The 12131-nt window shown below is 68.5% G+C and carries 16 protein-coding genes and 1 pseudogene; 5 read left to right on the top strand and 12 right to left on the bottom strand.

Annotated features, from left to right (window positions below):
• Positions 1-8 precede the first annotated feature (8 nt).
• Entirely contained in the window at positions 9-416 is a 408-nt protein-coding gene (locus tag ACYAF3_RS07705; RefSeq protein ID WP_003095492.1) for a Rho termination factor N-terminal domain-containing protein, read from the top strand.
• Positions 417-459: 43 nt separating this feature from the next.
• On the opposite strand, the gene osmE is transcribed toward ACYAF3_RS07705, so the two are convergent.
• Both osmE and ACYAF3_RS07695 read right to left on the bottom strand, forming a co-directional pair.
• Positions 460-804, bottom strand: a complete 345-nt coding sequence (gene osmE / locus ACYAF3_RS07700; RefSeq protein ID WP_003095488.1) for an osmotically-inducible lipoprotein OsmE — start codon at positions 802-804, stop codon at positions 460-462.
• Between the two features lie 88 nt (positions 805-892).
• Positions 893-1432, bottom strand: coding sequence for an MOSC domain-containing protein (locus ACYAF3_RS07695; RefSeq protein WP_003095483.1), 540 nt, complete (start codon positions 1430-1432; stop codon positions 893-895).
• Positions 1433-1586: 154 nt separating this feature from the next.
• Between ACYAF3_RS07695 and ACYAF3_RS07690 the strand changes: the two are divergent.
• Together ACYAF3_RS07690 and ACYAF3_RS07685 are read left to right on the top strand one after the other, a co-directional pair.
• Positions 1587-1706: pseudogene (locus ACYAF3_RS07690) on the top strand (PsiF family protein); the annotation flags it as partial.
• Between the two features lie 27 nt (positions 1707-1733).
• Positions 1734-2003 carry a PsiF family protein gene (locus ACYAF3_RS07685; RefSeq protein ID WP_058133593.1) on the top strand — a complete coding sequence of 90 codons (270 nt, stop codon included), beginning with the start codon at positions 1734-1736 and terminating at the stop codon, positions 2001-2003.
• A gap of 164 nt (positions 2004-2167) precedes the next feature.
• Here ACYAF3_RS07685 and ACYAF3_RS07680 read toward each other — a convergent pair whose 3' ends face one another.
• Positions 2168-3433 carry an Hsp70 family protein gene (locus ACYAF3_RS07680; protein WP_003095476.1) on the bottom strand — a complete coding sequence of 422 codons (1266 nt, stop codon included), beginning with the start codon at positions 3431-3433 and terminating at the stop codon, positions 2168-2170.
• A 207-nt stretch (positions 3434-3640) separates the two neighbouring features.
• Between ACYAF3_RS07680 and ACYAF3_RS07675 the strand changes: the two genes are divergently transcribed.
• On the top strand, positions 3641-4504 hold the full coding sequence (locus ACYAF3_RS07675) for an isocitrate lyase/PEP mutase family protein (RefSeq protein ID WP_003121125.1): 864 nt from the start codon (positions 3641-3643) through the stop codon (positions 4502-4504).
• Positions 4505-4510: 6 nt separating this feature from the next.
• Here ACYAF3_RS07675 and ACYAF3_RS07670 read toward each other — a convergent pair whose 3' ends face one another.
• Together ACYAF3_RS07670 and ACYAF3_RS07665 are read right to left on the bottom strand one after the other, a co-directional pair.
• Entirely contained in the window at positions 4511-5257 is a 747-nt protein-coding gene (locus tag ACYAF3_RS07670; RefSeq protein WP_003095466.1) for a hypothetical protein, read from the bottom strand.
• Positions 5258-5357: 100 nt separating this feature from the next.
• Positions 5358-5972 carry a hypothetical protein gene (locus ACYAF3_RS07665; protein ID WP_003121124.1) on the bottom strand — a complete coding sequence of 205 codons (615 nt, stop codon included), beginning with the start codon at positions 5970-5972 and terminating at the stop codon, positions 5358-5360.
• A gap of 125 nt (positions 5973-6097) precedes the next feature.
• On the opposite strand from ACYAF3_RS07665, the gene ACYAF3_RS07660 reads away from it, so the two are divergent.
• Positions 6098-6364, top strand: a complete 267-nt coding sequence (locus ACYAF3_RS07660) for a DksA/TraR family C4-type zinc finger protein (RefSeq protein ID WP_003099395.1) — start codon at positions 6098-6100, stop codon at positions 6362-6364.
• A 9-nt stretch (positions 6365-6373) separates the two neighbouring features.
• Here ACYAF3_RS07660 and ACYAF3_RS07655 read toward each other — a convergent pair whose 3' ends face one another.
• The 7 genes from ACYAF3_RS07655 to ACYAF3_RS07625 form a co-directional block, all read right to left on the bottom strand.
• Positions 6374-7741: a hypothetical protein gene (locus ACYAF3_RS07655; protein WP_003162684.1), complete on the bottom strand. Its 1368-nt coding sequence runs from the start codon at positions 7739-7741 to the stop codon at positions 6374-6376.
• A 118-nt stretch (positions 7742-7859) separates the two neighbouring features.
• On the bottom strand, positions 7860-9560 hold the full coding sequence (gene ureC / locus ACYAF3_RS07650) for an urease subunit alpha (RefSeq protein ID WP_003099392.1): 1701 nt from the start codon (positions 9558-9560) through the stop codon (positions 7860-7862).
• Positions 9561-9622: 62 nt separating this feature from the next.
• The gene (locus tag ACYAF3_RS07645; RefSeq protein WP_003095450.1) at positions 9623-9928 is read right to left on the bottom strand and encodes an urease subunit beta; all 306 of its coding nucleotides are present in this window, start codon (positions 9926-9928) and stop codon (positions 9623-9625) included.
• A 16-nt stretch (positions 9929-9944) separates the two neighbouring features.
• Entirely contained in the window at positions 9945-10463 is a 519-nt protein-coding gene (locus tag ACYAF3_RS07640) for an L-methionine sulfoximine N-acetyltransferase (protein ID WP_003099390.1), read from the bottom strand.
• A gap of 8 nt (positions 10464-10471) precedes the next feature.
• On the bottom strand, positions 10472-10774 hold the full coding sequence (locus ACYAF3_RS07635; RefSeq protein WP_003099389.1) for an urease subunit gamma: 303 nt from the start codon (positions 10772-10774) through the stop codon (positions 10472-10474).
• Position 10775: 1 nt separating this feature from the next.
• Positions 10776-11618 (bottom strand): urease accessory protein UreD, encoded by an 843-nt coding sequence (locus ACYAF3_RS07630; protein ID WP_003121120.1) that lies wholly within the window; start codon positions 11616-11618, stop codon positions 10776-10778.
• 8 nt (positions 11619-11626) lie between these two features.
• Complete coding sequence (locus ACYAF3_RS07625) at positions 11627-12079, bottom strand: GNAT family N-acetyltransferase (protein WP_003121119.1); 453 nt, start codon at positions 12077-12079, stop codon at positions 11627-11629.
• Between the last annotated feature and the right edge of the window lie 52 nt (positions 12080-12131).

Raw genomic sequence — 12131 nt, 5'->3', positions numbered from 1 at the left:
ATATCCCCATGCCCCGTGGCGACAAGAGCAAGTACAGCGACAAGCAGCAGCGCAAGGCCGAGCACATCGAGGAGAGCTACAAGGCCAAGGGTGTGAGCGAATCGGAAGCCGAGGCGCGCGCCTGGGCGACGGTGAACAAGCAGTCCGGCGGCGGCGAGCGCAAGGGCGGTTCCGGCCGCGCCAAGAGCGAGACGGCCAAGCGCGCCGACCGCAAGGACTCGGCCCATCGCGCCGCCCAGGCCCGCTCAGGGAGACCGGCCAACCGCGGCTCGGCGAGCCGTGGCAAACGTCAAGGCAGCACCTCGGTGAGCGAGATGACCCGCGAGGAATTGATGCAGCTGGCGCGCAAGCGCGACATCCGCGGTCGTTCGACGATGCGCAAGGCCGAACTGATCGAGGCCCTGTCCCGGGCCTGAACGCAGACGCCCCGCCTCCGTAAGGAAGCGGGGCGTCGAGCCGTCAGGGGCGGGCGTCGCGCTCGTGGCGGTCCAGCTCGGAGCAGCTCAGGAAGCCCGAGCCGTCGACCTTGCCGCTGCCGTCGAAACTGACGTAGAACGGCTGCTGCTGGCCGTCCTTGTTGAGGATGTAGCTGTTGCAGCTCCCCGGTTTCATCAGGCGCTTCTGGGTGCCGGAAGGCGTGCCGCCGATGCGCAGGACTTCCTGCTGGCTCATGCCTTTCTCGACATCCTTGACCAGCGGTTCGTTGCGGAAGGTGATGTAGTTGACCGGGTTCTGCACCTTGGTCGACGCGCAGCCGGCCAGGGTTGCCATCACGAACAGTGCCGCCAGTGACTGCTTGTACATGCTGTGACTCCTTGTGGTTGAGCGGTGCTTGCCAACATTGGAACGCAGGCCCTCGCGCAGAGTTCGCCCGGAATCGCGGCGGATTGCCTCAGACCTTCTCCAGGGCCCGGTGCGGCAAGGGGGGCAGCTGGATATCGATGGCGTCGCCGGGGCGAACCTCGCCGTCTTCCAGGACGATCGCCATCACCCCGGCCTTGCGAATCAGGTTGCCCTGTTCGTCGCGGCCGAGCACGGCGGCGGTCAGTCCGGGCTGGTAGTTGTCCAGCTGCGAGCAGGGATTGCGCAGGCCGGTCAGCTCGACCAGGGCGCTTTCCCCCAGGCGCAGGCGGGTGCCGGTGGGCAGGCCGAGCAGGTCGACGCCACGGGTGGTGATGTTCTCGCCCATGGTCCCCGGGCCGATGGCGAAGCCGCTGGCGCGTAGCTCGTCGTGCAGTTCCTCGTGGATCAGGTGGACCTGGCGCAGGTTCGGCTGGGTCGGGTCCTGCCGCACCCGCGAGCGGTGCTTCACGGTGACGCCGTGGTGGGCGTCGCCCTCGACGCCGAGGCCTTTCAGGAGGCGGATGGCGGGACGCACCTGCTTGCTGAACGCGTGGGTGGCGCAGAGGCTCACCGCGATGACCTGTTGCATGGAGCTCCTCCTCGTGCGAAGCGTCAGTCTAGCCGCGAAACATGACGCTTGTCGCAAGCGCACAGGACGCGTTCCCAGCCCCTGCAAAGCCCGCCGCAGTCGCTAGACTTCAGCGCACCTGCATGCGAACGTGCAGCCCTTCAAGGAGAGTTCGATGAATATCCTGCGTATCCCGATGTTCGTATTGGCCATGGCCGTCTCGGCCCATGGTTTCGCTGCCACCGCGCAGCAGGAGAAGATGACCGCCTGCAACGCCGAGGCCACCACCAAGGCGCTCAAGGGCGACGAACGCAAGGCGTTCATGAGCGGCTGCCTGAAGGCCGGCGCGCCTGCCGGCGGCAAGGCCACCGCCCAGCAGGAGAAGATGAAGAGCTGCAACGCCGACGCCAGTGCCAAGTCGCTCAAGGGCGACGAACGCAAGGCGTTCATGAGCAGTTGCCTGAAGGCCGGCGGCAGCGCCAAGGCGGCGACCCAGCAGGAGAAGATGAAGACCTGCAACGCCGACGCCACCGCCAAGGCGCTCAAGGGCGACGAACGCAAGGCGTTCATGAGCACCTGCCTGAAGAAGTGAGCCCCACCCTCGTCGGGCTCGGTGTGGCGGCGGATAACGCCTGTGGCGTTATCCGCCCTGCGGCGTGGTCTTGGCGTAGGGCGAATAACCGCTCGCGGTTATCCGCCATGGCGGGCCCGGTGTGACCTTATCCCCCTATAGGGCAGGGGCGCGGCCAGGGCGGCTCAGCCGTAGCGCTTCTTCGCCTCGATGGCCAGGCCGCTGCCGATGCTGCCGAACAGATTGCCCTCGACATGACGGGCGTTGGGCAGCATCGCCGAGACGCTCCGGCGCAGCGCCGGAATGCCGCTCGAACCGCCGGTGAAGAACACCGTGTCGACCCGGTCCGGGTCGACCCCGGCCGAGGCCAGCAGTTGCGCGACGCTGTTGCGCACGCGCTCCAGCAGTCCGTCGACGGCGTTCTCGAACAGCCCACGGGTCAGCTCCACGCCGAGCCCGGCCTCGATGCGCTCCAGCGAGAGGTGCAGGCGCTCGGTTTCGGTCAGGCGGATCTTGCTGTCTTCCACCTGCATCGCCAGCCAGTGCCCGGCGCGTTCCTCGATGAGCCTGAAGAGGCGGTCGATGCCGGTGCTGTCGACGATGTCGTAGCGCATGTTCTTCAGCGCCAATTGCGACTTCTGCGCGTACACCGCGTTGATGGTGTGCCAAGTGGCCAGGTTCAGGTGGTAGCTGGTGGGCATGAAGGCGTCGCTCTTCATCCGGCTGCCGTAGCCGAACAGCGGCATCACGCCTTCCAGGCTGAGCTGCTTGTCGAAGTCGGTACCGCCGATGTGCACGCCGCCGGTGGCCAGGATGTCGTCCTGGCGCTCGGCCAGGTTGCGCCGCTCCGGCGCCAGGCGCACCAGGGAGAAGTCCGAGGTGCCGCCGCCGATGTCGACGATCAGGACCAGTTCCTCGCGCTGGATGCCGCGCTCGTAGTCGAAGGCCGCGGCGATCGGTTCGTACTGGAAGGAAACCTCCTTGAAGCCGAGCTTGTTGGCCACCTGCACCAGGGTGTCCTGGGCCTCGCGGTCGGCCTCCGGGTCGTCGTCGACGAAGAACACCGGGCGACCCAGCACCACCGCGTCGAAGGCTTGCCCGGCGGCGGCCTCGCCGCGCGCCTTGAGCTGGCCGATGAACAGGCCGAGCAGGTCCTTGAACGGCAGGGCGCTGCCGAGCACGGTGGTCTCGCTCTTCAGCAGCTTGGAGCCCAGCAGGCTCTTCAGCGAGCGCATCAGCCGGCCCTCGTAGCCCTCCAGGTACTCGCCGAGCGCCTGGCGGCCGTAGACCGGGCGGCGCTCCTCGACGTTGAAGAACACCACCGAGGGCAGGGTGATCTTGCCGTCCTCCAGCTCGATCAGCGGTTCGACCTCCGGCCGCCACCAGCCGACGGTGGAGTTGGAGGTGCCAAAATCGATGCCCAGGGCGCGGGCGGCGGTGCTCGGGTTCATGGCGCGAAACGGTCCGGGAAAAAAACGGCCGCGCAGTGTATGCGAGAGCGTCGCGGATTTCACCGCCGGCGATCGGCAGGAAGCGTCCTGGGACGTCCGTGCGGGCCGCCCCGACCTTTGTATACGGATTTGCCAAGGGGCCTGCGCATGGTGCTATGTTGGCGCTGCTTTCCCACTCCGTCTTGCCGTGTTGTCCTGGATTTCGTCATGCATAGAGCCTCACACCATGAGTTGCGTGCGATGTTTCGCGCGCTGTTGGACTCCTCCCGTTGCTACCACACCGCTTCCGTGTTCGATCCCATGTCGGCGCGCATCGCCGCCGACCTCGGCTTCGAGTGCGGCATCCTCGGCGGTTCGGTGGCTTCCCTGCAGGTCCTGGCGGCGCCGGACTTCGCCCTGATCACCCTCAGCGAATTCGTCGAGCAGGCCACCCGCATCGGCCGGGTGGCGCGCCTGCCGGTGATCGCCGACGCCGACCACGGCTACGGCAACGCGCTGAACGTAATGCGTACGGTGGTCGAACTGGAGCGCGCCGGAATCGCTGCGCTGACCATCGAGGACACCCTGCTGCCGGCGCAGTTCGGGCGCAAGTCCACCGACCTGATCTGCGTCGAGGAAGGCGTCGGCAAGATTCGCGCGGCCCTGGAGGCGAGGGTCGACCCGGCGTTGACCATCATTGCCCGGACCAACGCCGAACTGATCGACGTCGATGCGGTGATCCAGCGCACCCTGGCCTACCAGGAAGCCGGCGCCGATGGCATCTGCCTGGTCGGCGTGCGCGACTTCGCCCACCTCGAGGCGATCGCCGAGCACCTGCACATCCCGCTGATGCTGGTCACCTACGGTAATCCGCAACTGCGCGACGACGCCCGCCTGGCGCGGCTCGGCGTGCGTGTCGTGGTCAACGGCCACGCCGCCTATTTCGCCGCGATCAAGGCGACCTACGACTGCCTGCGCGAGGAGCGCGGTGCGGTGGCCTCGGACCTGACCGCCTCGGAGCTGTCGAAGAAGTACACCTTCCCCGAGGAATACCAGGCCTGGGCCCGCGACTACATGGAAGTCAAAGAGTAGGCGACCTCAGGCCAGGCGCTGGCGCAGCGCCTGGTACAGCGGCAGGTCGCGTTCGTACTGGCCGGGAACCAGGGCGTGGCGGTGCTCGGCGAGCATGCCCAGGTAGTCGTCCACCGCCGTGCGGTAGCTGGCCAACTGGTCGGTGGCCAGGGGCTGGCCGGCCATGGCGCGGATATCGAAAGCCCATTGCAACCCGTCGCGGGCGTTCGAATAGGCGGCGCCGTCCATGCCGGCGGTGAGCGCCAGCCACTGGTCGAGGAAGGCCTGCGGTGCGTCGCGCGGGGGGAAGTGGCGGATCTTCGCGGCGCCCACCTCGGTGATGCCGTCGCCGTCCAGGTCGACGCTGTAGCCTTCCGGCAGCAGCAGGTTGCGCGCGCCTTCCTCGCTCAGCGCCTCGACCCGGATCGGCTCGGCCAGGCCCATGTTGCGCTGCAGCGCCTGCAGGTCGTCGGCGCCCAGGCGGGCGAGGAAGCCGCGGGCGTCCAGTTGCGCGCCGTTTTCGCAGGCGCGGTTGAGCACATGGGCGAAGCGCAACTGGTCTTCCAGGCTGACGCCGCGCACCCGGCTGTATTCCAGCTGGGTGGCGCCGAGGGTGTCGGCCAGCGCCCCGGCCTGCTCCGCGCTGCCTTCGGCGGCGACCGCGAGGCGCGCGTAGGCGGCCTGGAAGTCGCGCTGGAAATCCTGGTCGGGAGTGCGGGTCATCAGCTGCCGCTGGGCCAGGCTCGGAGAGCTGGAGGCTGAGTCGATCTTCATGTCCGGGTCGTCCTTGAGGCCGAGGAGAGAGAGCGCGTTACCCTACGCGCTGGTGGCGGCGCCCGCCAATGCGCAGAAGGTCGCAGGGCGACAGTCTGGTTCAGGATCGCCCGGAGCGCTCGCGTCGCTTGCGTTCGCGGTAGGCGGCCTGGTTGGCCAGGCGCCGCTGCGCCGAACCGGGGCGGTTGGCCGACTGGGCGCGGTACAGGCGCTGGGCGTAGACCAGTTCCATGTAGCGTTGCATCGCCCGGCTGTTAAACAGCAGCCAGGCACAGGCGCCGCCGCCGAGGGCCACCAGGCCCGACGTCTCGCCGCTGGCCAGGCGCAGCAGGAGCCCGGTGGCGACCAGCAGCAGGCTGGCGTCGCGGGCCAGGCGCGGGCCGAGGCTGGCGCCACGGGAGAGCAGGGCGATCAGCCACAGCCAGGCCGCCAGCAGCGGCAGGGCGGAGAGCCAGCCCAGCGGCCGCAAAGGAGCCTCCGGCAATGCCAGGCGCAGCGCGGCAAGACCCAGCGGCGCGGCACCGAGCAGCAGCGCCAGGCTGCCGAGCAGCGGTGCGTAGAGACCGGGATGACGGCGCGGATACAGGCCGTGCAGTTGCCGGACGCTATAGCGGTCCTCCGGCGCCGGCAGGGCGAACGGATCGCCGGCGAGCGCGGCGTCGAGCTGGCGGCCCTGGTCGATCAGGTGGGCGAGGCGGCGGAACGGTCCCATCATGCGGTGTACCTTCAGGCTTGGCTGGCGATTGTGCCACGCCAGGCCGATGGTCGCGCCGCCCTTGCAAAGCCGCGGGCGAACGCCCATATCTGGAGGTTCCAGGGTTTCAGCCAGAGGAGTCAGTCATGGCCAGCGGGTGGGCGAACGACGGTGCGGTGCAGGAACAGATCGACAGCACGATCGAGGATGCCATCGCTCGTGCGCGCAGCCAGTTGCCTCGTGGCGAGAGCCTGACCCATTGCGAAGAGTGCGACGCGACTATCCCCGAGGCGCGGCGCCGGGCGATTCCCGGCGTGCGCCTGTGCGTCAACTGCCAGGCCGAGCACGACAGGGAACAGGCGAAGTTCAGCGGCTACAACCGCCGCGGCAGCAAGGACAGCCAGTTGCGCTGAAGGCCTGCCTCAGTTTTCCCGATAGCGTTCCTTCACCCATTGCTCCACCGGCGACAGGGTGCGCATTCCCACGCCCAGCGGATCGTCCATGTCATGCTGGCTGGAGGCGGTCCAGCGCGGGTCGATGAAGGACCAGGCCAGGCCCGCCGGGCCCTGGTCGCGGTAGGTGCCGAAAACGTCGTTGAGGCCCAGCGGCTCCGCGTTGCGCAGCCATTGCCCGTTGAAGCTGTCGCCGTTGATGGTGCGGTCCGAGATCCAGCGACCGTCGTCGTAATGGAAAGCCATCACTCGCCAGCGATGCTCGCACCAGTGGCAGGCGTCGTCGTCGACGTAGAAGGCTTCGACGAAGATTTTCTTCCCGCCGATGTCGAGGAAGGTCGAGTAATCGTCGGTATGGCGCGGGGCCAGGGTCAGTCGGCTGCCGTCGCCGAGGTCGATGAAGCGATCGGGGGCGTAGGGCGAGCGCGGCGAAAGGCTCATCAGGACCCTGGCGTAGTCGTCCCGCTGCGGCGGGTCGGCGACCAGTGCCTGGCGCTCCGCGGCGGTCAGCGCGAAGCGCTCGCTGCCTCGGCCGACCACGTCTTCCAGCTGACGCTGGTCGCGTGGCAGGGTGCCGTCGAGGCCGGCGTACAGGTTGACCGCCTGGATGAACCGGGCGACGTCGATGTCGAGCATTTCCGGATAGCCGGAATGGGCGGTCAGCGCGCCGTCCTTCAGGTCGTAGATCACCGACCAGCGCGTCCCTCCCGAACCGCCGGCGTAGGACAGGTAGCCCAGGCGCAGTTCGTCGCGGCCGTCGCCGTCGTAGTCGGCGACTTCCATTTGGCTGAGGCTGAACAGCTGGGGGAAGGCATAATCGGTTTCGAACTGCTCGCGCGGTTTCCGCTTCGCGTCCGGATCGAAGGGGACCAACTGGATCTTCCGGTATTCCCGGAGGCTCAGCTCGACCATGTTCTTCTGGATATCCAGGAACGGGGAGAGGTTGAGCAGCGAGGAGAGGAGGCCGGGTTCGGCGATGTAGAACACCTTCACCAGCGGCAGGTTGGTCCGTCCCTGGTTCCGCTCCAGGCGCTCGATGACCTGGTCGTCCATGGCGAAGGCCTTGCCGACGAAGCGCCGATTGCCGTAGGCGACCAGGAATTTCTCGCCGAAGCCGAGCAGGTCGGCGCCCTTGATCTCCACCTCGTAGTCCGCCGGAAAGCGCGCGAGGATGGCTTGGCGCAGCATCACGTCCTTCTTGCTGATGGGAATCTCGCCGTACTGGTAGAGCTGGTAGGTCCAGTAGAGGAAGTAGCTCACCACGACGATGGCCGTTGCCTGGAAGGCCTTGGCCAGATACGGGGTGGAAGCGTTGCGGGACGATTGGCGGGAGGACATGGACGGACTGCCGGCGGCTACGGGTAGGCGCCATTGTCGCCGCTAGCGCCGACAAGCCAAGCTGTCCGAACGGAGCGGTCGACGTCCCGGCGTGGCGCCGGGACCCGTCGCGTGGGAATCAGAACAGGAAATAGCGCTGCGCCATCGGCAGCACGTCCGCCGGTTCGCACCAGAGCAACTGGCCGTCGGCGCGTACCTGGTAGTTCTGTGCGTCGACCTCGATGGTCGGTAGGTAGCCGTTGTGGATCAGGTCGGTCTTCTGCACACCGCGACAGCCGCTGACCACGCCGATGGCCTTGCGCAGGCCGAGCTGCTGCGGTACGCCGGCGGCGAAGGCGGCCTGGCTGACGAAGGTCAGGCTGGTCGCGTGACGGCTGCCGGCGTAGCTGGCGAACATCGGTCGGTAGTGCACCGGCTGCGGCGTGGGGATCGAGCCGTTGATGTCGCCCATCAGGCTGGCGGCGATGGCCCCGCCCTTGAGGATCAGGCTCGGCTTGACGCCGAAGAAGGCCGGGCGCCAGAGCACCAGGTCGGCCCACTTGCCGGCTTCGACGGAGCCCACTTCATGGCTGATGCCGTGGGTGATCGCCGGGTTGATGGTGTACTTGGCGATGTAGCGCCTGGCGCGGAAGTTGTCGTTGCGCGCACCGTCGCCGTCGAGGCGGCCGCGCTGGCGCTTCATCTTGTCGGCGGTCTGCCAGGTGCGCGTGATCACTTCGCCGACCCGGCCCATGGCCTGGCTGTCGGAGCTGATCATGCTGAACGCGCCGAGGTCGTGGAGGATGTCCTCGGCGGCGATGGTCTCGCGGCGGATGCGCGACTCGGCGAAGGCCACGTCCTCGGCGATGGCCGGGTCGAGGTGGTGGCAGACCATCAGCATGTCCAGGTGCTCGTCGATGGTATTGCGGGTGAACGGCCGTGTCGGGTTGGTCGAGCTGGGCAGCACGTTGGCGAAGCCGCAGGCCTTGATGATGTCCGGTGCGTGGCCGCCGCCGGCGCCCTCGGTGTGGTAGGTGTGGATGGTGCGGCCCTTGAAGGCGCCGAGGGTGGTCTCGACGAAGCCGGATTCGTTGAGGGTGTCGGTGTGGATCGCCACCTGGATGTCGTGGCGCTCGGCGACCTCCAGGCAGTTGTCGATCGCCGCCGGGGTGCTGCCCCAGTCCTCGTGCAGCTTCAGGCCGATGGCGCCGGCGAGCACCTGCTCCTCCAGCGGCAGCGGCAGGCTGGCGTTGCCCTTGCCGGTGAAGCCGATGTTCATCGGGAAGGCGTCGGCGGCCTGGAGCATCCGCGCCATGTGCCAGGGACCGGAGGTGCAGGTGGTGGCGTTGGTCCCGGCGGCGGGGCCGGTGCCGCCGCCGATCATGGTGGTGACCCCGCTCATCAGCGCCTCTTCGATCTGCTGCGGGCAGATGAAGTGGATGTGCGTGTCGATGCCGCCGGCGGTGAGGATCATGCCCTCGCCGGCGATCACCTCGGTGCCGGCGCCGATGGCGATGTTCACCCCGGGCTGGATGTCAGGGTTGCCGGCCTTGCCGATGGCCTGGATGCGCCCGTCCTTGAGACCGACGTCGGCCTTGACCACGCCCCAGTGGTCGAGGATCAGCGCATTGGTGATCACCGTGTCGACCACCTGCGCCGCGCCCAGCTGACTCTGGCCCATGCCGTCGCGGATGACCTTGCCGCCGCCGAACTTCACTTCCTCGCCATAGACGGTGAAGTCCCGTTCCACCTCGATCCACAGGTCGGTGTCGGCCAGGCGCACGCGGTCGCCGACGGTGGGGCCGAACATGTCGGCGTAGGCTTGTCTGCTGATTTTCATCGAACGCTCCTTTGGCGATCGTCGGTGTTCGCTGTCTTTGGTCGAACCTGGCCAGTGGGGCCCTAGAGGTCCCCCATCACCCGCCCGGCAAAGCCGTATACCCGCCGTCCGCCGCCGATTTCCACCAGCTCCACCTCGCGGCTCTGCCCCGGTTCGAAGCGCACCGCGGTGCCGGCGGCGATGTTCAGGCGCATGCCACGGGTGGCCGGACGGTCGAAGGCGAGGGCGTCGTTGACCTCGAAGAAGTGGTAGTGCGAGCCGACCTGGATCGGCCGGTCGCCGGTGTTCGCCACGCTCAGGGCGAGGGTGCGGCGGCCGGCGTTGAGTTCGATATCGCCGGGCTGGATGTCGTATTCACCGGGGATCATGGGGGCTCCTTGGGGCTCAGGGCGCGCTGCGCGTCGGGTCGAGGTTCAGTTGCATGAAGGTCAGGTCGAGCCAGCGGCCGAACTTCTGGCCCACCTGCGGCATCTGCCCGCTGATCTCGAAGCCGAGGCGCCGGTGCAGGCCGATCGAGGCGGCATTGCCGCTTTCGATGGCGGCCACCATGACGTGCAGGCCCTGGGCCCGCGCACGTTCGATCAGCGCCTGCAGCAGTTGCACGCCGAGGCCTTTGCCGCGCTGGTCGTCGCGCACGTAGACGGAGTGCTCGACGGTGCCGCGGAAGCCCTCGAAGGGCCGCCAGTCGCCGTAGGAGGCGTAGCCGAGCACTTCGCCGGCGGCGTCGCTCGCCACCAGGATCGGGTAGCCCTGGCGGGCGCGGGTGTCGAACCAGGCCTGGCGGTTGGCCAGGTCCACCGGGGTTTCGTTCCAGATCGCCGTGGTATTGCCCACGGCGTCGTTGTAGATGGCGAGGATGCCGGGCAGGTCGGCGACGCCGGCGTCGCGGATCGAAGCGCTCATGGCCGGCCTCAGGCGATGGGCTGGTGGACGGTCACCAGCTTGGTGCCGTCGGGGAAGGTGGCCTCCACCTGGATGTCCGGGATCATCTCCGGCACGCCCTCCATCACCTGCTCGCGGTTCAGCAGGGTGGTGCCGTAGTGCATCAGCTCGGCGACGCTGCGGCCGTCGCGCGCGCCCTCCAGCAGGGCGGCGGAGATCAGCGCCACCGCCTCCGGGTAGTTCAGCTTGAGACCGCGTGCCAGCCGGCGCTCGGCGAGCAGGCCGGCGGTGAAGATCAGCAGCTTGTCTTTCTCGCGAGGGGACAAGTCCATCTCAGGTACTCCAGATGCGTGGGGGAACGGCCTCGCGGCCGAGCAGCGCCGGCCGCAGCAGGCGCCAGAGTTCGATCAGCCAGGCACGCGCGTGCAGCGCCTCGTCGGCCAGGCAGCGCGCCACCAGCAGGCCGCCGGGCAACTGGCTGAGGTTGCCGCGGCCGGCGCAGGGGAGCGCGCGGCAGCGTTGCAGCAGGTCGGTGTCGATCTCGCCGCTGGCGACCAGGGTCGCCAGCACCGGATGCCCGGCGAGGCCGATCGGCGAGTCGAGCAGGCGGTCGCCGCCGTCGATGCGCTGGCGCTCGTGCCAGAGCAGGCGGTCGTCGCGACGGATGTCCAGGGCCGCGACGAAGTGGCCGCTGACGAAGCGCTCGCCGCTGGCCGGGCGGCCGAGCGCGACCATGTCCCAGTAGAACAGGCGGGCGTCGCCGCGCAGCTGGATACGGGTTTCCAGTTCGGCCTGGGCGCCGGCGAAGACGATGCTTTCCTGCGGCAGCCATTCCAGGGTGGCGCCGGGCTCCAGGTGGATCTCCAGGGTCTGCCGCGACGGGCAGGCGGCGCGGTACCACTTGGCCGCGCCGGGGCTGGTGAGCTGGGCCCAGGCGCGTTCGCCGAGGCGCACGTCGAAGGCCAGGCTGTCGCCGCCGGCGATGCCGCCGGGCGGATGCACGAGGATGTGCTGGCAGACTTCCGGGCCTTCGGCGTAGAGGTGCTTCTGCACCCGCAGCGGTCCGGAGTGGCGCCGCGTCACCGGGCGGGTGGCGTCGCCGGCGCGGGCGTAGGCCAGCTCCAGTTGGGCGTGCCAGGCGGGGTGGAAGCTCAGGTCGGGGAGGGCGGCGGTCATCGGTCGGGTCAGGCCAGGGCCTTGCGCATGAACACGCGGCGGAATCCCTCTTCCTGGCGGCGTTCGTATTCGAGGTAGCCGACCCTGGCGTAGAGCTCGATGTTTTCCGTCATCCGCTCATTGGTGTAGAGGTACAGCGAGCGGTAGCCGAGGCTCGTCGCGTCGCGCTCGGCACGCTCCAGCAGTTGTCGTCCGATGCCCTGGCCCTTGCATTCGGGAAGCACGGCGAGGTTGTCGACGAGGAAGCCGTCGGCGGTTTCCCGCGTCACCAGCAGGCCGACCGGCTGGCCGTCGTGCTCGGCGATGAGGACCCGGTCGCTGGCGATCACCTCGTGGTAGTCCTGGGTCATCGGCCAGGGCTTGCGGCCGATCACCGCGATCCACGGGGCATAGGCGGCGGCGACGCAGAGCGCGGCGAAGCCCGCGTCGGCCTGGACGGCCGGGCGCAGAGTGACGGTCATTTCGACCTCCTGCGGAAAGACGAGGGCATAGAGATTGCCAGCGCAGGCCCCG

It is taken from the genome of Pseudomonas sp. TZ252 (assembly GCF_056110345.1).
This window is presented reverse-complemented; position numbering and strand designations above follow the sequence as displayed.